The sequence below is a fragment of the Micromonospora sp. A202 genome (genome assembly GCF_006715105.1).
GTDB lineage: Bacteria > Actinomycetota > Actinomycetes > Mycobacteriales > Micromonosporaceae > Micromonospora > Micromonospora zamorensis.
On record NZ_VFMP01000001.1, the window covers coordinates 3344531 to 3364134 of the forward strand.

17 protein-coding genes are annotated in these 19604 nt (G+C 71.4%); 9 read left to right on the top strand and 8 right to left on the bottom strand.

Annotation, left to right across the window (positions count from 1 at the left end):
- Window positions 1-25: 25 nt before the first annotated feature.
- Window positions 26-796, top strand: coding sequence for a hypothetical protein (locus FBZ33_RS15640; RefSeq protein WP_141909614.1), 771 nt, complete (start codon window positions 26-28; stop codon window positions 794-796).
- Window positions 797-850: 54 nt separating this feature from the next.
- On the opposite strand, the gene FBZ33_RS15645 is transcribed toward FBZ33_RS15640, so the two are convergent.
- From FBZ33_RS15645 to FBZ33_RS15675, 7 genes are all read right to left on the bottom strand, one after another.
- Complete coding sequence (locus FBZ33_RS15645; protein WP_141909615.1) at window positions 851-1351, bottom strand: hypothetical protein; 501 nt, start codon at window positions 1349-1351, stop codon at window positions 851-853.
- Window positions 1352-1574: 223 nt separating this feature from the next.
- Window positions 1575-2477, bottom strand: coding sequence for a PmoA family protein (locus tag FBZ33_RS15650; RefSeq protein ID WP_141909616.1), 903 nt, complete (start codon window positions 2475-2477; stop codon window positions 1575-1577).
- Window positions 2474-3124 carry a hypothetical protein gene (locus FBZ33_RS15655; protein ID WP_141909617.1) on the bottom strand — a complete coding sequence of 217 codons (651 nt, stop codon included), beginning with the start codon at window positions 3122-3124 and terminating at the stop codon, window positions 2474-2476. The genes FBZ33_RS15650 and FBZ33_RS15655 overlap by 4 nt, the downstream gene beginning before the upstream one ends.
- A complete protein-coding gene (locus FBZ33_RS15660; RefSeq protein WP_141909618.1) occupies window positions 3108-4007 on the bottom strand; it encodes a carbohydrate ABC transporter permease in 900 nt (299 codons plus the stop codon). Before FBZ33_RS15660 ends, FBZ33_RS15655 begins: the two co-directional genes overlap by 17 nt.
- Window positions 4007-4990 carry a carbohydrate ABC transporter permease gene (locus tag FBZ33_RS15665; RefSeq protein WP_141909619.1) on the bottom strand — a complete coding sequence of 328 codons (984 nt, stop codon included), beginning with the start codon at window positions 4988-4990 and terminating at the stop codon, window positions 4007-4009. Before FBZ33_RS15665 ends, FBZ33_RS15660 begins: the two co-directional genes overlap by 1 nt.
- A gap of 31 nt (window positions 4991-5021) precedes the next feature.
- A complete protein-coding gene (locus tag FBZ33_RS15670) occupies window positions 5022-6374 on the bottom strand; it encodes an ABC transporter substrate-binding protein (protein ID WP_141909620.1) in 1353 nt (450 codons plus the stop codon).
- Between the two features lie 19 nt (window positions 6375-6393).
- A complete protein-coding gene (locus tag FBZ33_RS15675) occupies window positions 6394-7524 on the bottom strand; it encodes a LacI family DNA-binding transcriptional regulator (RefSeq protein WP_141909621.1) in 1131 nt (376 codons plus the stop codon).
- Window positions 7525-7761: 237 nt separating this feature from the next.
- On the opposite strand from FBZ33_RS15675, the gene FBZ33_RS15680 reads away from it, so the two are divergent.
- The 8 genes from FBZ33_RS15680 to FBZ33_RS15715 all read left to right on the top strand — a co-directional run bounded on the left by FBZ33_RS15680 (window position 7762) and on the right by FBZ33_RS15715 (window position 18519).
- Window positions 7762-9090: a Gfo/Idh/MocA family protein gene (locus tag FBZ33_RS15680; protein ID WP_141909622.1), complete on the top strand. Its 1329-nt coding sequence runs from the start codon at window positions 7762-7764 to the stop codon at window positions 9088-9090.
- A gap of 24 nt (window positions 9091-9114) precedes the next feature.
- Entirely contained in the window at window positions 9115-10548 is a 1434-nt protein-coding gene (gene uxaC / locus FBZ33_RS15685) for a glucuronate isomerase (protein ID WP_141909623.1), read from the top strand.
- A complete protein-coding gene (locus FBZ33_RS15690) occupies window positions 10545-11849 on the top strand; it encodes an enolase C-terminal domain-like protein (protein WP_185755313.1) in 1305 nt (434 codons plus the stop codon). The genes uxaC and FBZ33_RS15690 overlap by 4 nt, the downstream gene beginning before the upstream one ends.
- Entirely contained in the window at window positions 11840-13333 is a 1494-nt protein-coding gene (locus FBZ33_RS15695) for a mannitol dehydrogenase family protein (RefSeq protein ID WP_141909625.1), read from the top strand. Before FBZ33_RS15690 ends, FBZ33_RS15695 begins: the two co-directional genes overlap by 10 nt.
- A 63-nt stretch (window positions 13334-13396) precedes the next feature.
- Window positions 13397-14563, top strand: a complete 1167-nt coding sequence (locus FBZ33_RS15700) for a Gfo/Idh/MocA family protein (RefSeq protein WP_255508887.1) — start codon at window positions 13397-13399, stop codon at window positions 14561-14563.
- 113 nt (window positions 14564-14676) lie between these two features.
- On the top strand, window positions 14677-16032 hold the full coding sequence (locus FBZ33_RS15705; RefSeq protein WP_141909626.1) for a polysaccharide lyase family 1 protein: 1356 nt from the start codon (window positions 14677-14679) through the stop codon (window positions 16030-16032).
- An 82-nt stretch (window positions 16033-16114) separates the two neighbouring features.
- The gene (locus tag FBZ33_RS15710) at window positions 16115-16840 is read left to right on the top strand and encodes an HD domain-containing protein (RefSeq protein WP_088948431.1); all 726 of its coding nucleotides are present in this window, start codon (window positions 16115-16117) and stop codon (window positions 16838-16840) included.
- A gap of 185 nt (window positions 16841-17025) precedes the next feature.
- The gene (locus tag FBZ33_RS15715; protein ID WP_141909627.1) at window positions 17026-18519 is read left to right on the top strand and encodes an FAD-binding oxidoreductase; all 1494 of its coding nucleotides are present in this window, start codon (window positions 17026-17028) and stop codon (window positions 18517-18519) included.
- A gap of 293 nt (window positions 18520-18812) precedes the next feature.
- On the opposite strand, the gene FBZ33_RS15720 is transcribed toward FBZ33_RS15715, so the two are convergent.
- Window positions 18813-19577, bottom strand: coding sequence for a BTAD domain-containing putative transcriptional regulator (locus tag FBZ33_RS15720; protein ID WP_141909628.1), 765 nt, complete (start codon window positions 19575-19577; stop codon window positions 18813-18815).
- Window positions 19578-19604 lie beyond the last annotated feature (27 nt).

Below are 19604 nucleotides of genomic sequence, written 5' to 3' on the forward strand. Positions count from 1 at the left end.
CGTTCCGATTCGAGAGGAGGCCGCCGTGGGTGACCTGCGCAAGCCGTTCCTGCTGCTGGCCATGCTCGCCATCGTCCTGGCGATCGGCGTGGAGCTGGGCGCCGGGCTGCTGCTCGGCGGCGCCGACGCCGGCGCGGCCCTCGCGGACAGCGCCGGAGCGCTGGACGTCGAACTCGACGACGTGTCCGGGGTCAGCGAGCCGTCCGGTCGGGGCACCGGCTATCTCGCGTTGATCGACGCGGTGGCGGTCTGGAGCACCGGGCTGTTCTGCCTGGCCCTGCTGCTGCCCGAACGCGTCCAGGGCCGGGTGCAGGGCGTCGCCGGCCTGATCTTCTCGATCATCCTGATCATCGTCGGGCTGGTCGCGCTGGTCGTCGCGTTCGTCGAGCTGACGATCATGGTGTCGCTGTTCCTGGCCGCCCCGTTCGGCACACTGGCGTACCTGGCCCTGTGGGGGTTCTTCCCGGTCGGCGAGGCGGCGGTGCTGCTCGGGCTGGTGCTGCTGCTCAAGCTCGTCTGGGCGGGGCTGCTGGTGGCAGCCCAGCCGCGATTCCTGCAGAACAAGGGTCTCGTCCTGCTGATCCTCACCACACTGCTGTGCACTGTCGTGCTGGAGTTCCTGCACAACCTGGTGCCGGTGATCCTGGTCAGCATCGTCGACGACGTGGCGGCACTGGTCTTCGCGATCATCGCGATCATCTGGGGGCTGGTGCTGCTGATCGGCTCGATCCCGGCGATCGTCAAGGCCATCCGGGTTACCGCCGCCCTGCCAGCCCGGACCGGCGGCCGTCAGTGACGGCCGACGGCTCTCGGTACGGGTCGTGCCACGGATGCCTGGTCGCCGCGAAGATCAGCTCGGCTGGTCCGTCACGTCGGACAGGTCGAGCACGGCGATCGCCTCCAGGGTGTAGGTCTCCAGTTCGTCGAACCAGTGGGGATACGACCCCCGCTGGCTGAAGAAGCGGATCGTGGCACCCTGGAGGGCGAAGTCCTCGTCGTCCACGTCCACATGTATGGCGACGACCGCCAGGAGCGTTTCCGAGCCCGACAGGCCGTGCGCCCCCGCCAGCATCCGTCGCGCGAAATGCAGACCACGGGACGCTGCCCTGGGTAGGAAGTCACTTCTCTCCCTGTCCAGGTCGTCGAGCGAGACATGGACGTCGTTGATCTCGTACTCACCGTCGCCCAGGGCGGTCGCCGGGATGTCGCGCAGGCGCTTCGGCCGGTGTGAGACCAGGAGGAGCGCGCCACTCGGCTCCACCACCCAGCCAGCATCGACCGTGTCCTGCTCCAACTCTGGCACCGTCGGCTGGTCGGCGGCGAACGCCGCATTGCGGAGCAGGCTCCGCATGGCGGCATTGGTCCTCATCACGGACGTGGGATCTCCATGCACTTGAATGCCCTGGTGGCAGCTCTCTCCGGATTGTAGTGATACCTCCGGGGCCGGCGGTTCTCCTCGGACACCGCCACGGCTCGGTGCTCGCCGCCGCCACCCTCCTGCAACTACCCCCGCCCGTGCTGGCCAGGGTCTCGCTGTTGACCTGTGGCCCGCCGCTGCGCAACACCTACGCCGGTCACCGACCTGCCGGCACCGCCGCGACCAGGTTGGCGACCCGGCCGCGGTCGAGCGTCCCGTCGGCCACCCAGACCCGGTACCGGCCGTTCCGCGTCTCGCCGGCGGGCACCACGGCCGGTCGGTCGAACGCGAACGCCACGCAGACCCCCGGGTACATCCCGGTCCGCACGAACCACCGGTCGCCCGGCCCGAGACCGGCGAAGACCAGGGTGTACGCCCCGCCGCCCGGCCCGGTCCCGGTCAGCGCGAGCCACGGTGCCGCGCTGCCGTTGACAGTCTCCTCCCCCGCCGCGTCGACGGTGAACACCGCTGGTTCCCCGTCGGCGGCGGCCCGCCAGAAGAACCCGCCGTAGCCGGCCCCGCCGGGGCGACCGTTGGTGGCCGGGCTTCCCAGGCGCACCTCCCGGTCGGCCGGGGCGGTGAGGGCGGAGTCGAGGTCGAGCCGCCAGACGTCCGACGTTGCCGCCGACACGGCGAGCCGTCTCCGCTCGCTCAACAGGGTCCGGCCGGCCGGGTCGCGCCACCGGAGGTCGTGCGCGTACCGGTCCGGGGACCGCTCGGCGTCGCCGACGTGCGCGATCCGTCCGTGGTCGTCGCGCCAGGTGTAGCCGACGTCACGCACGTAGGTGCGCCCACCCCAGAGGTTGGTGCCGTTGACGTCCTGCACGGCCAGGGAGGCCCCGAGGTGCCACACGTGGTCGGCGGGCAGCGCGTCGGTGACCACCGTGCCGGCCAGGGTGCGTACCGGGTGCAGGTACGGCCGGGGCCCGTGCCGCGCGTCCAACGCCGGGTCGAGCACGTACCGGGCCACCTCCGTCCCACCGACCAGCAACCCGATCTGCTCGTCGGTCGTGGTGGCGTCGGCGGGCCCGGCGGCCCGGGCCGGACGATCGGCGGTCATGGCAGCTCCGGGTGGGCGGGAACCGGTGCGGCGCCCGTCGCGAACCGCTGACGGCCGGCGACGGCGTGCAGGGCGGCCACTGTGTAACCAGCGAGGATCGGCACCGCGACCGGGGTGACCAGCACCGCGAGCAACCCGGCCAACGCGGTGACGCCGGTGAGCGCGGCCCAGCGGGTGGGCGCGTCGAGGCAGGCGCGGGCGGCGGACCGGGTCGCCGCCCGCCACCGCCCGCCCCCGTTGCCGCCCACCTCGACCACGACCAACCCGGCGTACCCGGCCAGGCCGGCCGCGACCAGTGCCGTCACCAGCAGCGCCACCGGGCCGCCCGGCACCCGGCCGGTGGCCAGTGCCGCCAGGTCGGCGGCGAGGAGCCCGGCCACGGTGAGCGCGAGCAGACTGACCGGCGCGCCGGGCAGCACCGAGCGCCCGAACCGACGCACTGTCGTCCGCGCCGACGGCCAGCTGCCGGTACGCGTCCAGTCGTGCACCGCCGCGCTGGCCGTGCCGACCGCCGCCGCGGCGGTGACCAGTGGAACCGCCGCCAGCACCAGCAGGATGCCGAGCAGCGCCAGGTCGGCGGCGTCGCGAGCGACGTCGCGCCAGTCCCGCCGCTCGCCGGCCTCCTCGGGTTCAGCCCTTGATGCCACTGGTGTTGATCCCCTCGACGAGCATTCGCTGGAACGCGACGAAGAACAGGAACACCGGCAGCAGCGACAGCACCGACATGGCGAACATCGGCCCCACCGCGCTCTGGCTGGTCGAGTCGATGAACAGCGTCAACGCGACCGGCACCGTGTAGTCCTCCAGTTGGGACAGGAAGACCAACTGCCGGAAGAAGTCGTTCCAGGTCCAGATGAACGAGAAGATCGCCGTGGTGACCAGCGCCGGGCGGCTCAGCGGCAGGATGATGTGCCGGAAGATGCCGTACGGACCGGCGCCGTCGATGCGGGCCGCCTCGTCCAGCTCGCGCGGAACGCCGCGCATGAACTGCACCATCAGGAAGACGAAGAACGCCTCGGTGGCCAGGAACTGCGGGATGAGCAGTGGCAGGTAGGGCCAGTCGCCACCGACCAGCCCCAACGTCCGGAACAGGATGTACTGCGGCACGATCAGGACGTGCTGCGGCAGCAGCAGTGTGCCGATCATGACGGCGAACCACATGCCGCGCAGCCGGAACCGCAGCCGCGCGAAGGCGTACGCGGCCAGCAGGCAGGAGAGCCCGTTGCCGACGACGGTGAGCAGGCTGACCATCGCGCTGTTGAGGAAGAACCGGCCGAAGCTGACGTCGAAGTTGGACCACCCGGCGGTGTAGTTGCCCGGGCTGAACCGCTCGGGCAGCAGCCCGAGGTTGTTGACGATCTCCTCCTGGGACTTCACCGAGGTCCCGATCATCCAGAACAGCGGGTAGAGCACCACGGCGACGATCACCACCAGGATGAGCAGCCGCAGCACCGGCCGGCCGCCGGGCTTTCGGCGCGCGTTCGGCGGCGCTGTGGTCGGCGCCGCGCTCGTCGGGGTCACCGTCACCATCACCGGTCCTCGCCGTCGGAGTAGTGCACCCAGAACCGCCCGGTGCTGAAGAAGATCGCGGTGATCACCGCGATGGCGAGCAGGAACACCCAGGCCATCGCGGAGGCGTAGCCCATGTCGAGCTCGGTGAAGCCGGTGATGTAGAGGTTCAACGTGTACATCAGTGTGGAGTCGACCGGGCCGCCGGTGCCGTTGCTGAGCACGAACGCCGCGGTGAAGCCCTGGAAGCCGTTGATGGTCTCCAGCACCAGGTTGAAGAAGATCACCGGGGAGAGCATCGGCAGGGTGACGTTGCGGAACTGGCGGAACCGGCCGGCGCCGTCGACGGAGGCGGCCTCGTACAGCTCGGTGGGCACCTGCTTGAGCCCGGCCAGGAAGATCACCATCGGCGCGCCGAACTGCCAGATGGCCAGCACCATCAACGTCTCAAGGGCCCAGTCCGGGTCGTTGACCCACGGCTTGCCCTGGATGCCGAAGAGGCTCAGCAGTGAGTTGAACGCGCCGTCGCGGTTGAACATGTTGACCCAGACGATGGCCAACGCGACGCTGCCGCCGAGCAGCGACGGCAGGTAGAACAGCCCGCGGAACAGGCCTACGCCGCGCCAGGCGCGGTTGAGCAGCAGCGCCACACCGAGCGCCGCGGCCAGCTTCAGCGGCACGGCGATCAGCGCGAAGGTCAGTGTCACCCGCACCGCGTGCCAGTACGACGGGTCGGCGGTGAACATCCGTTCGTAGTTGGCCAGCCCCACCCACTGGACCTCGGAGAAGGGGGTGAGGATGTCGTAGTTGGTGAAGCTCAGGTACAGCGACAGCAGCATGGGGACCGCCGTGACACCCATCAAGCCGATGAGCCACGGCGACAGGAAGACGTACCCCGCCAGACCTTCGCTGTGCCGGAAGCGCCCGGGCCCACGCCTTGCGGTGTGGGCCCGAACGGATCCGGGGCCGCGTCGGGTCGGGTCGGGCGCCGTGGTCAACGCCACGAACAGCTCCTCTCCTAGCCTGGTGAGGCGGTCAGGCGATGGCGGACTTGCACGCCTCGATGAACTGGGCGGCGGCCTCGGCGGTGGTGGCCCGGCCGTACTGCGCGTTCTCGGCAGCCTTGATCAGCTCGGAGCGCACCTTGCTGTGTCCCTTGATCGGCACCTGCGGTGACTTGCCGAACTTCTGGGTCAGCTCCGCCTCGACGGCGATGGACTGCTTCATCGCGGGGTCGGTGGTGTCCTCGCTGACCGCGCGGCGCAGGTCCTGGTTGGACGGCAGGCCGCGGTCGGTGCCGAGCAGCTTGACCGCCTCCTGGTCGTTGTTCAGGAAATTGATCACATCGACCGCGATGTCCTTGTTCTTGCTGCCCTTGAACACCGACCAGTACATCGAGGCCCTGGCCCACTGCGCGCTCGGGTCACCGGGGTAGGCGACCACGCCCAGCTCGTCCTTGGTGTTCTTCTTCAGGTCCGGCATCTGGTTGGCCCACACCCAGGAGGTGGCCGACTTACCGGTGACCACCAGCTGCTTGGTGATGTCGCTGGAGTTGCCCTCGTGGATGACGTCGGCGCTCGGGGTGGCCTTGCGGTCCCGGGCGCCCTTCCACAGGTCGAACCACCTGGTCACGTCCTCGGCGGTGAAGCCCAGCTCGGAGCCCTTGTAGAGGTCCTTGCCCTGCTGCCGGAGCCAGACCCAGAACGCCTTGTAGTCGGCGCTCGGGTCCTGCGTGCCGGGCACCTTGGTCTTGGCGGTGACCTGCTCGGCCCAGGCGATGTGCTCCTCCCACGACATTCCGGTGGTGGGCTCGGGCAGGTTGTTCCTGGTCAGCAGCGTCTTGTTGTAGACCAGACCCTGGGTGTTCTCCCCGGCGGCCAGACCGGCGAGCTTGCCGTCGACCACGCCGTACTGCCAGAGGCTCTCGGGGAACTTGGAGGTGTCCAGCTTTCCGGACTTCTGGTAGGAGGTCAGGTCGAGCGTGGTGTTGCGGGACGCGTACTCGGCCAGGTAGTTGTCGTCGATCTGGAACAGGTCCGGCGGGTTGCCGCCGGCGGTGAGGGTGGCCAGCTTGTCGAAGTAGCCCTGGTTGGCCTGCCAGGTCTTCTCGAACGTCACGTTCGGGTGCTTCTTGGTGTAGAGCGCGAGGGCGTCCTCGGTCAGCTTGGCCCGGGCGTCGCCGCCCCACCAGAAGATGGAGAGCTTGACCGGGGCGTTCGGGTCGGCCGCGCCGCCGCCGTCGTCGTCTCCGCAGGCGGCGGCTCCGAACATCAGCGGCGCGGCGACCGTCACGGCGAGCAGGCCGCGCAGCAGGCGCCGCCGAGGCAGCGCGGTACGGTGATTGCGCCCGGCAGGCGCGTTAGTGGTGGGGGGCGTTGCGGGGTGCATGTGCGCTCACTCCTCGGCATTAGGAGGCGACGGTGTCACCGGTGGCCGCGGTCGGGATGCCCGGGCCCGCAGGGCAATGCGGGTCCGGGCCAGGCGGCGCGGCCAGGGGACGTGCCGGTCGGGCGTACGGGCCCGGGCCGGTCGAGTCGCGGATGACCAGGTCGGTCTGGAGCATTACCTGTGCGGTGGTACGACGGACGCCGAGCGCCGTGCCGGCACCGAGCCCTCGCGCGCCGCGCGGTGATTCGGTGTCCTGTTGCAGCAGCATGTCGACGGCCGTCCGGCCGGCGGCCCCGGTGGGTGTGGCCACCGTCGTCAGTTTGGGGCGGGTGAGCCGGCTCAGGGCGATGTCGTCGACCCCGACGACGCTCACCTCCTGCGGCACCCGCACCCCGAGCGCGTCCAGCCCCTCGATGAGGCCGATCGCCATCAGGTCGTTGTAGGCGAGCACGGCCGACACACCGCTGCGCCGCACCTGCTCGGCGATGGCGGAGCCGCCGGTCTCGGTGGGCGCGTTCGGGCCGAGCACTGTCAGCTCCGCACCACCCGCCCGGGCGGCAGTGCCGGCGGCGCGGCGCATCTCCCGGTTGGTCCACGAGCTGCGCGGGCCACCGAGCAACGCGATGCTGCGGTGCCCCAGGCCGATCAGGTGCTCGATCGCCGCCCGGGCACCCTGGCCGACGTCCATCAGCACGCAGGGCAGGCCGGTCACCTGTCGGTTGACGACCACCAGCGGCACCTCACGGCTGAGCTGTTCGATCAGGCTGTTGCTCATCCGAGGACTGCACAGCAGCACCCCGTCCACCTGCTTGGCCAGCGCGTGGACCAGCTCCTCCTCGACGGTCGGATCCTCGTTGGTGTCGGCCACGAAGACGTGGTAGTCGCGGTGCCGGGCCTGACTCTCCGCCGCCTTGATCAGTGGCGGGAAGAACGGGTTCGCGATGTCCGCGATGATCAGCCCGATGTTGTGGGTACGCCCGGTGATCAGCGCCCGGGCGGCCCGGTTCGGCCGGTAGCCCAGATCCTCCGCGCAGGCCAGCACCCGGACCCGGGTCTCCGGGTTGACCAGGTGCGGAGCGGAGAAGGTGCGGGACACGGTGGAGATGTGCACACCGGACGCACGAGCGACGTCCCGGATGGTGACTGGCACGGCGGCCCCTTCGTCCGATGTGGTGGTGGTCACGTGGGTGTGGCCATTAATGCAAACGGTTGCGCCAGTGTCAACGGTGGATGGTTACGGCTTTGTTGCGCCCACACTCCCCTTGGTGACTCGCTGCCCCGCAAACACGGATATTTGCCGCCGATTGCGTCACAGTCGTTGACGCAATCGGATCGATCGTGGTTACTTCACTGCAAACGTTTGCAGGATCACCGGGGAGGCGACCGCATGTCACCGAGAGTCGACGGCCGGGTCCGGTACGCCGTCGTGGGCACCGGCGCCCGAGCGGAGATGTTCGTCCGCGCTCTGGTGCTCGACCACGCCGACACCACCGAGCTGGTCGCGTTCGCCGACGTCAACCAGGCCCGGATGGACGCGCACAACCGCTGGCTGGCCGAGCTGGGCCACCGCCCGGTGCCCACGTACCCGGCCGGTGACTTCGCGGCCATGCTGGACAAGGAGCGCGTCGACGTCGTCCTGGTCACCAGCGTGGACGTCACCCACGACGAGTACGTGGTGACCGCGCTGCGCGCCGGGCGGGAGGTCGTCACCGAGAAGCCGATGACCGTGGACGCGCCGCGCTGCCGGCGCATCCTGGACGCGGTCACCGAGACCGGCGGTCGGGTGACTGTCGCGTTCAACTACCGCTACAACCCGCTGCACGAACAGGTGCGCCGGCTGCTCGCCGAGGGCGCGGTCGGCGAGATCGGCTCGGTGCACTTCGAGTGGCTGCTGGACGTACGCCACGGCGCCGACTACTTCCGCCGCTGGCACCGCGACAAGGCCACCTCCGGCGGGTTGATGGTGCACAAGGCCAGCCACCACTTCGACCTGGTCAACTGGTGGCTGGCCGCCACCCCCGTCGAGGTGTACGCGGCGGGCCGGCTGTTCTTCTACGGCGAGGACGGCCGCCGGCACGGCTACGCCCGCGACTACGACCGGGCACACGGCTCCCCCGCCGCCGTCGACGACCCGTTCGCGCTGCGACTCGACGCCCACCCCCGGCTGCGTGAGCTGTACCTCGACGCCGAGGCCGAGGACGGCTACCAGCGCGACCGCAACGTCTTCGCCCCCGGCGTCAGCATCGAGGACGACATGGCGGTGCTCGCCCGCTACTCCACCGGCGCCACGATGACCTACCACCTCACCGCCTACGCGCCCTGGGAGGGTTACCGGGTGATGGTCAACGGCAGCCGGGGCCGGCTGGAGCTGGAGGTCACCGAGAACGACTTCGTCGACCGGGGCACCGCCGGTGCCGTCAAGGGCGCCGCCCTGCACGGCACCGAGGCGCCGGCCGAGGGCGGTGGTGCGACCCTCACCCTGCGCCCGTTCTGGCAACCGCCCCGACAGATCCCCGTCGAGGGTCGCAGCCGGCACGGGCACGGTGGCGCGGACGCGCGGATGACCGCTGTGCTCTTCGGGGGTCAACCCGACCCCCTGGACCGCGCCGCGACCGCCGACGACGGCGCGTTGGCCCTGCTCACCGGCCTGGCGGCCAACCGGTCCTTCGAGACCGGTCAACCGGTCCGGGTCGCCGACCTGCTCACCCCCCGCTGACCTGGAGACGAGGAGCCCTTCCCCGTGCCGACGTTCGACCACAACGACCTGCTCCTGCCGCCCGAAACGGGCCAGCGCGCGCTGGCCCGCGAGCTCTACGCCCTCGCGGCGGAGCAGCCCATCATCTCGCCGCACGGGCACGTCGACCCGGCCCTGCTGGCCGAGGACCGGCCCTTCCCGGACCCGGCGCAGCTGCTCATCGTGCCCGACCACTACCTGACCCGGATGCTGCTCAGTCAGGGCGTACCCCCGTCGGACCTGGGTGTGCCCACCCGTGACGGCAGCCCGGTGGAGACCGACGGCCGGGTGATCTGGCGACGCTTCGCCGCGCACTGGCACCTGTTCCGGGGCACCCCCTCGCGGCTCTGGTTGGAGCAGACCTTCCGCACCGTGTTCGGGGTGCACACCCCGCTCGGCCCGGCCACCGCCGACACCCTCTACGACGAGATCGCGGCCCGGCTCGCCGAACCGGACTTCCGGCCCCGGGCGCTGTTCGAGCGGTTCAACATCGAGGTGCTCGCCACCACCGAGTCGCCGCTGGACGACCTCGGCCAGCACGCCAAGCTCGCCGCCGACGGCTGGGGCGGGCCGGGCGGCCGGGTCGTCACCACCTTCCGCCCGGACGATGTGGTGGACATGGAGTTCGACGGCTGGTCGACCAACGTGGAGCGGCTCGGTGAGCGGGCCGGCGAGGACACCGGCACGTACGCCGGTTACCTGGCCGCGCTGCGCGCCCGGCGCGCCGCGTTCATCGCCGTCGGCGCGACGTCCTCCGACCACGGCCACCCCACCGCGCGCACGCTGGACCTGACGCCGGCAGAGGCCGAGCGGCTGTACGACCGGGGCCGGCGCGGCGAGGCCGACGCCGCCGACGCCGAGGCGTTCCGGGCGCACATGCTTGTGGAGTTCGCCCGAATGTCACTCGACGACGGCCTGGTCATGCAGCTGCACCCCGGCGCGGTGCGCAACCACAACCGTTGGCTGCACGCCCGGCACGGCCGCGACGTCGGCGGCGACATCCCGCAGGCCACCGAGTACGTGCACGCGCTCGCCCCGCTGCTGGAGCGCTACGGCAACGACCCGCGGCTGCGGGTGGTGCTCTACACCCTCGACGAGGACACGTTCACCCGGGAGCTGGCGCCCCTCGCGGGCGGGTACGCCGCCTTGCTGCTCGGCGCGCCCTGGTGGTTCCTGGACTCCCCCGAGGTGCTGCGCCGGTTCCGGGAGACGGTCACCGAAACCGCGGGCTTCTACAACACCACCGGGTTCGTCGACGACACCCGGGCGTTCTGCTCCATCCCGGTACGCCACGACGTCGCCCGTCGGGTCGACGCCGGCTTCCTGGCCCGGCTGGTCGCCGAGCACCGGCTGCCGATGGACGAGGCCGCCGAGACCATCGTCGACCTGGCGTACCGGCTGCCCAAGCGGGCCTTCAACTTCGGAAAGGCCGACCAGTGACGGTGACCATCACCTCCGTCGAGGTGCACGACGTACGGTTCCCGACCGCCGCCCGGGGCGACGGCTCCGACGCGATCAACCGCGGCGACTACTCGGCGACGTACGTGGAGCTGGGCACCGACGCCGGCCCGACCGGCGCGGGGTTCACCTTCACCAACGGCCGGGGCAACGAGATCACCTGTGCGGCGGTCCGCGCGCTCGCCCACCACGTGCGGGGGCGCACGATCGAGGAGATCGAGGCCGAGCCGGTCGCGTTCTGGCGCTCGCTCAGCGCCGACGTGCAACTGCGCTGGCTGGGCCCGGAGAAGGGCGTCATCCACATGGCGACCGGGGCGCTGGTCAACGCGGTGTGGGACCTGCGGGCCACGTTGGCCGGCAAGCCGATGTGGCGGTTCCTCGCCGAGCTGCCCACCGACGAGCTCGTGGCCAGCGTCGACTTCCGGCACATCACCGACGCGATCACCCCGGACGAGGCGGCAGCCATCCTGGACAAGGGATTAATCGGAGGGGATGGCCGGCTCGCGGAACTCAAGCAGAGTGGTTTCCCTTCGTATACCACCTCGGTCGGCTGGCTCGGCTACCCCGACGACAAGGTGCGGGCGCTGACCCGGCAGGCGTACCAGGACGGCTGGCGGGCGATGAAGATGAAGGTCGGCGGCCCGCTCGCCGACGACCTGCGGCGGGCCCGGATCATCCGGGAGGAGATCGGCCCGGACGCGCTGCTGATGATGGACGCCAACCAGGTCTGGGACGTCGACGAGGCGATCACCGCGATGGCCACGCTGGCCGAGGTCGACCCGTACTGGATCGAGGAGCCCACCCACGCCGACGACATCCTCGGCCATGCCCGGATCGCCCGGGCGGTGACCGAGCTGACCGGCGGCCGGTGCCGGGTGGCCACCGGTGAGGTGGCCGCCAACCGGGTGATCTTCAAGCAGTTGTTGCAGGCCGACGCGATCGGCGTGATGCAGATCGACGCGTGCCGGGTCGGCGGCGTCAACGAGGTCCTCGCCGAGCTGCTGCTGGCGGCGAAGTTCGGGGTGCCGGTCTGCCCGCACGCCGGCGGTGTCGGCCTCTGCGAGTACGTCCAGCACCTGGCGATCTTCGACTACCTGCGGGTCGGCACCGGCCTGGACGGTCGGATGGTCGAGTACGTCGACCACCTGCACGAGCACTTCGTCGATCCGGTCCGGACCCGCGGTGGCCGCTACCTGCTGCCCGAGCGACCGGGATACAGCGCCACCATGAAGCCGGCGTCGATCGCCGAGTTCCGCTTCCCGGACGGCCCGGCATGGCGGTGACCGTCGGCGCCTCCCGGCTCGGCCTGGGCATGCTGCGCCACCTCCCCGCCGAGGCCCGCCCCCTGATCCGGCCGGGCACCGTGCCAACAGGCATCGTGCACCTGGGCCTGGGCGCGTTCCACCGGGCACACCAGGCCGTCTTCACCGAGGCGGCGGTCGGCGCGGCCGGCGGCGACTGGGGCATCATGGCCGTCGCCCCCCGCAGCACCGCGATGGTCGAGGCGATCGCCGCCCAGGACAACCTGTTCAGCGTCAGCGCCCTCTCCGCCGCCGGCAGCGCCACCCGGGTGGTGGGCGCCCTGAGCGGCGTACGGCACGCTCCCCGCGACCCGGACGCCGTGGTGGCGCTGCTCGCCGACCCGGCGGTGCGCGTGGTGACCCTGACCGTCACCGAGAAGGCGTACCAACTCGACCCGGTGACCGGCGAGCTGTCCCCGGACGCGGCGCTCGCCGCGGACCTGGCCGGCGGCCGACCACCGACCACGGTGCCGGGGCTGCTGCTGCGCGGGCTGGCCGCGCGGGCCGCCGCGGACGCCGGGCCGGTGGCCCTGGTGAGCTGCGACAACCTCCCGGCCAACGGCCGGCGACTGCGCGGAATGCTCGACCAGGCGGTCGGGCGTGCCGACGGGGTGCCCGCCGGGCTGGTCGAGTGGGTGGCCGCCAACGTCACCTGCCCGGGGACGATGGTGGACCGGATCGTGCCGGCCAGCACCCCGGAGACGATCGAGGCGGCACGGCGGGTGCTCGGCGTGACCGACCTGGCAGCGGTCGCCGCCGAACCGTACGCGCAGTGGGTGATCGAGGACGACTTCCCCGGCGGGCGGCCCGGCTGGGAGCACGCCGGGGCGGTGCTCACCGACGACGCCGGCCCGTGGGAGCGGCTGAAACTGCGCACCCTCAACGGCGTGCACTCGGCCATCGCATACCTGGGTGCGCTGGCCGGTCGGGAGACCATCGCCGAGGCGCTGGAGATCCCGCACCTGGCCGACGTGCTGCGCCGGCTGATCGCCGAGGACGTCGCGGCCAGCTTCACGCCACCGGAGGGGGTCCGGGTGGTCGACTACGGCGAGCAGGTCCTCGCCCGGTTCGGCAACCCGGCAATCCATCACCGCACCCTCCAGGTCGCGTTGGACGGCTCGCAGAAGCTGCCGCAACGCGTCCTGCACACCATCGCCGACCTGCGCGCGGCCGGCCGGTCCGCGCGCTGGGGCGCGCTGGTCGTGGCGTCCTGGTTGCGCTTCGCGCTGGGGTACGCCGACGACGGGCACCCGTTGCCGTTCCAGGACCCCCTCGCCGGGCCGATCCGCGCCGCGCTGGACGCCGGTGCGCAGAGCCCGGCGGGTGCCGTCGACGCGCTCTTCGCGCTGCGCGAGGTCATCCCGGTCGAGGTCGCCGAGGACGACGAGGTCCGCGCCGACGTGATCGCCTGGTTGACCGCGCTGCAACGACACGGCGTCGAGGCCACACTGGCCGGTGCCCGGTGAACGGGCCGACACTGGCCGGTGCCCGGTGAACGGGCCGACACCGGCCGGTCGGTGGTGAGCGCTGTGACGCCGCCCCGAGTGGCGGTGATCGGGGCGAACGGGCACGGCCGGTGGCACCGGCGGGTGATCGCCCCGCTGCACGCCGCCGGCCGGTTGCGGCTGGTCGCCCTGGTCGACGTCCGACCGGTGGAGGACGATCCGGCGGCGCCGGTGCCACCCGGGGTCGAGGTGTTCACCGACCACCGGGCGATGCTCGCTGCCACCCGGCCGGAGGTGGTGGTGATCTGCACGCCGCCGCACACCCACCTGGCGATCGCCCGGGACGCCCTGGCCACCGGCGCGGACCTGCTGTTGGAGAAACCGCCGGTGTTGTCGCTGGCCGAGCACGAGGAGCTGGCCTGGGCGCTGACCGCCGCCGGCCGGGTGGCTCAGGTCGGCTTCCAGGCGCTCGGCTCGGCGGCCCTGACCGCGCTGACCGACGCGCTGGCGGCAGGCCGGCTGGGCACGGTCACCGGCATCTCCACCGTCGCCGCGTGGCAACGGCCGGACGCCTACTACGCCCGCTCCTCGTGGGCCGGTCGGCGAAGCCTCGACGGCCGGCCGGTGCTGGACGGCGCGTTGGCCAATCCGCTCGCGCACGCGGTGATGCAGTGCCTGGCGGTCGCCGAGGCGCTCGGTGGGGCGACGCCCTGGCCGGTGGCGATCGAGGTGGAACGCTACCGGGTCCGCCCGATCGAGGTAGAGGACACCGCCGTGCTGCGGGTCCTGTTCCGCGCCGGTCCGCCGGTGCTGGTGGCGGTGACCCTGGCCGCCGAGGAGTTCGTGGCGGGTGAGGTGGTGGTGACCGGCACGGCGGGTCAGGCGGTGCTGGAGTACCCGACGGACCGCTTGCGGCTGCCCGGGGACGTGGTGACCCGCCGCGTCCCGGGGCGGGTGGGGTTGCTGGAGAACCTGCTGGCGCACCGGGACGACCCGGCGGCGGTGCCGCTGATCGCGCCGCTGGCCCGCACCGCGCCGTTCACCGCGCTGCTGGACGCGCTGCGGGTCGCCCCCGAGCCCCGGCTGCTCGACGGCGACCTGGTGACCGTCGTCGGTGAGGGCGGGGAACGGGTACGCCACCTGCGGGGCGTCGTCGACGTGCTGCGTCGGGCGGCGGAGCGGGGGGCGCTTCCGAGCGAACTGGCGGTGCCGTGGGCGGCGGCCGCGTACCGCGCCGAGTTGACCGGATAGGGGGCCCACGGCAACCGGAGTGCAGACATCGCCCGCACGCGGGGCGGTCACATCGGACACATCCCCGAATATCCGACTGCCCCACCACCACCATCAGCGAATGGGAAGAGTCGATGCGCAGAATCCTCACCGGCGTTACGGTGATCGCCCTCCTGCTCGGTGCCAGCCCGGCCGCCGCCGCTGCGCGCCCCGACACCCCGGCCACCGACGGGCTCTCCTGGCTGGCCGGCCATCTCGGACGGCAGACCCTGCCCGAGCGGGACGGCTGGGCGGCCGAGGGCACCGGCACCACCGGCGGTTCGACGGCCGCTCCCGACCGGACCCGGGTGGTGCACAGCCGGGCCGAGCTGGTCGCCGCCCTGGGCGGTGACAACGCCAGCAACGCCACCGACGCCACGCCGAAGCTCATCTACGTCGACGGCGCCATCGACGGTTTCGAAGGGCCGAACGGCACCGAACTGAGCTGCGCCGACCTGGCCGACCCGGCGTACCGGTTGGACGCCTACCTGGCCGCGTACGACCCGGCGGTGTGGGGACGGGTGCCCCCGAGCGGGCCACTGGAGGAGGCCCGGATGCGCTCGGTGACCAACCAGACCCGACAGACACAGATCAACATCGGCCCGAACACGACGATCGTCGGGCTGCGCGGTGCCCGCCTGACCGGGCTCACCCTCATGATCGACCGGGCGTCGAACGTCATCGTCCGCAACCTGACCCTCGTCGACGCCCGGGACTGCTTCCCCGCCTGGTCACCGACCGACGGCGAGGCCGGCAACTGGAACAGCCAGTACGACCAGATCTCGGTACGCCGCAGCGAAAACGTCTGGGTCGACCACAACACCTTCACCGACGGCGACAACCCGGACAACGCTCAGCCCGTCCACTTCGGACGGCCCTACCAGGTGCACGACGGGTCACTGGACGTCACGCACACCGCCAGCCTCGTCACCGCGTCGTGGAACCGCTTCACCGGACGGGACAAGCTGCTGCTGATCGGCTCGTCCAACACAGTCGGCCCGGACGTGGGCCGGTTGAAGGTCACCCTGCACCACAACCTCTTCGACGGCGTCCTGCAACGGCTGCCCCGGGTGCGCTTCGGCCAGGTCGACATCTACAACAACCACTACCGGCTCGGTGGGGACGACTTCCAGTACGCGCTCGGCGTCGGCGTCCAGTCGGCGATCTACGCGCAGAACAACTTCTTCACACTGGACGCGCCGGTCGACCCGGCCGACCTGCTCTACGACTGGGGCGGCACCGCGCTGACCGAGCGGGGTTCCTGGGTGCGCCAGAGCGGCGGCGCGGCCCGGCCGGTCGACCTGCTGGCGGCGTACAACGCGACCCATGACCCGGATCTGGCCGCCGACGCGGGCTGGACGCCCACCCTGCGCCGCGACCCCGTCCTGCCGGCACCACTGGTCCCCCTCCTGGTGGGCCCCCTCGCCGGTGCCGACCGGCTGCCGATCTGACGGCTCGGCGCGCCCGCAACTCGCGGTCGGGTCGGCGACGTAGGGGCCCATCGATGTGGTGAAGATCGGCTATAAGTGACGCATGGACTTCCCGCCGCACCTGGGCAGTATGCCGATGCACGCGATCACCGAGATCCACGGCGAACCGGGCCTGCTGGAACGCTTCCGGTTGGAGGTCCAGCAGTTCGACGACGACGCCCGGGAGCGGCTGAACGCCGCGCTGGACCTCGCCGCCGAGCTGCACCGCGACGACCGACGGGTCCGCGAGCCGTACCTGAATCACCTGCTGCGGGTGGCGATCCGGTTGATGCATCACTACCAGGTGCGCGACGTGGAGGTGATCGTCGCCGGCCTGCTGCACGACGCGGTGGAGGACCACCCGGCCGAGCTGGCCGGCGGTGAGCCGGGGGCCGACCCGACCGCTGCGGCGCTGGTCGCGCTCGCCGCGCGGTTCGGGCCGCGGGTGGCCACCCTGGTCGCCGCCGTCACCAACCCCGGGTACGACCCGGAGCGGGACCGCAACGCGCAGTACCGGGAGCACCTGGCGGTCAGCCTGGACCGGGAGCCCTGGGCCCGGGTGATCAAGGTGTCGGACTTCACCGACAACGGCGTGGGGGTGATCCACACGGTTGGGCCGAAGGTCGTCTCGTCGGCCCGGAAGTACCGGCCGCTGGTGCCACTCTTCCGGGACCTGATCGGCCGGCCGGACACCCCGTTGTCGCCGGCGGTGAAGCGGCACATCTTCGGCCAGCTCGACCTTGCCGAGGAGCGGTTCAGCGCCATCCTCGACCAGCCCGCCCCGAACTGACGGCCCGCTCCCGAGCTGACCGCCGCCTCTGAGCTGACGGTCGCCGCATCACCCGACCGGGTTCCGCGACAAGTTCTCGGATCTTCGGCGAACCTCTCGCATTACGGTGAGTTTGCGCCAGATGAGAGGCATCGGCCCTCTTGGTCCTAATTTCTGGTGTGACCCCGATCGAGAGGATTCGGACCATGCGCGACCTTTCTCGTCGTGATCTGCTCAAGGCGACGGCCGTCGGCGCCGGAGCGGTCGCTCTTCCAAGCGTGATCGCCGGCAGCTCGGCGATCGCGGCCGACGGTCCCGGGTCGTCCTCCGGCGCCACGTACCCACCGGCGGAACTGACCGGGCGCATCGTCCGCCCCCAGAACCCGAACTATGCGGAGGCCAGCCTCGGCTGGGACGAGCTGTTCGTGCGCTATCCCCTGGTCATCGTGTTCGCCCAGGAGACCCAGGACGTGGTCAACGCCCTCACCTGGGCGCGGCAGCACGACGTCGCGCTGCGGGTGCGCAGCGGTCGGCACAGCCTCGAAGGCTGGTCGAACGTCGACAACGGCATCGTGATCGACGTCAGCGAGCTGAAGGACGTCCACATCGACGCCGCCGCTCGCGTGGCGAAGCTCGGCGCGGGGCTCAACCAGTCGGAGGCGATCACCGCACTCGGCGAGTACGACTTCGCAGCGACGACCGGAACGGAGGGGACCGTCGGCCTGTCCGGCGCGACCCTCGGTGGCGGCTTCGGGTTCCTCACCCGCTATCTCGGCATGGCCTGCGACAACCTGATCGGCGCGGAGATCGTCGTCGCGGCCGGCGCCAACGGCGCGAAGGTGCTCGAGGTGGACCCGTGGAATTACCCGGACCTGCTCTGGGCCCTGCGCGGGGCCGGAAACGGCAACTTCGGGATCGTCACGTCGCTGACCTACAAGGTGGCCCCGCTGAAGAGCGTCGCCTACCTTCAGGCGACCTGGCCGGGCCTCGACAACCTGCACGAGGTCTTCGAAAACTGGCAGCGCACCGCGCCCTTCAGCGACCCCCGCCTCGGCACCCAGGTCGAGGTGCACCCGAACGAGATCCTGCTGTTCGCGGTGCTCGCCGAGGGATCGCAGGCCGAGACGAGGAAGCTGCTGGCACCCATCCTCTCGATCGGCGACCCCGAGGTCACAGTGCAGATCGGCGGCTGGAGCGAGACCTACTCCGGCTTCCAGATCCCGAGCGACGAAGAGCCGGCGAAGTGGAAGTTCTTCTCGCAGTTCACCAGGGAGCCGTTCCCGAGGAAGGCGATCAGTATCGTCCGCGAGTTCATGGAGAACTCCCCGTCGCCGGACAGCAACTTCTTCACCCAGGCCTTCGGGTCCGGAGCCCAACGACAGGAACCCTTCGGCGGCGCGGCCTTCCCGCACCGCGACGCGCTCTTCTACTCCGAGCCCGGCGCGGGCTGGGGCACCCGCGGCGAGCCCGACAGCGATGACGCCGTCACTCCGATCGCCCAGGCCTGGATCGCCGAGTTCAGCCAGGCGCTGCGGCCCTACGTGGACGGCGCCTACGTCAACGTGCCGAACATCGGCATGGCGGAGTGGGAGGAGGCCTACTGGGGCCGCAACTTCCCGCGGCTGCGCAAGATCAAGGCAAAGTACGACCCGCACAACGTCTTCCAGTACGAGCAGAGCATCCCGCCCGCGACACACTGACCAACCTGACCGGTCAGACCAGCCGGACTGGTAAGACCAGCCGGACTGGCCTGACCAGCGACGCGCGAGGCACACCACCCGCTCGGCTGGATCTCCTCCCACCCCACCCACCCCAGCCGCCCCCTTTGCTCTGCACCCGTGGACGCACCACTTACAGACCGTGAGCGTCGCATCCGTGGGTGCAGAGCAAAGGACGGATGTCCGGGGGTGCCGGGAGGCCGGCCTGGGCGGAGTGTGGGCTGGTGGGACGCCGGGATGACCCCTACGGCCGGCCGGTCACGGAAAGGGGACGGTCACGCTGGGTGCAGGCCGGCGCGAACAAGACGCTCCAGCCACGGGGTCGGTGCGACCCCCAACTCGCGGCCCAGGTCGGCGCGGAACAGCTCGAACCGCCGTACCGCCTCGTTGATGTTGCGCTCCGCCAGGTGCACCGCGATCAGCGTGCGGGTGGCGCTCTCCCGCAGCGGTTCCAACTGCACAGCGGTCAACGCCACCTGCACCGCCTCGCTGTACCGGCCCTGCGAGGTGAGCCGCTCGGCGAGCGCCTCCAACGCGTACAGCTGGGTCTGGCGCAACCGTTCCCGCTCGGTCAGCACCCAGTCGTCGTACCAGCCGGGCAGCAGCTCACCGGTCGCCAGCGCCGGCACACCGGGGCCGACGTCGACAGGTGACCCGCCGGCCAGCAGGGCGGTGGCCGCCGCGACCAGGGTGGCCACGTCGCTGGTCACCCCGGCGGCCAGGGCCAGCCGGTCGTCCTCGTCCACCAGGGGGTCGGGAGTCACCCGGTGCAGCCGCCAGAGCATCGTGCGCAGGTTGGCCCGGGCCCGGTCCTCGTGCGATCCGGGCCAGAGCGTGCCGGCGGCCTCCGAGCGGGCACACCGCTGGCGTACGCCGAGGTAGGCCAGCAGCCGGCGGGCACCCTGCGGCACCGTCACCACCCGCCCGTCGCGTTCCAACCCGAACCCACCGAGCAGCCGCAACGCGTACCGGGGAGGCCGCCCCGCCTCGATCTCGGGTGCCGCGGTGCGAAGGTCGTGCGTAACCTCGTGAACAGCCATTCCTGCGCCTCTCGCACCCGATCGCCC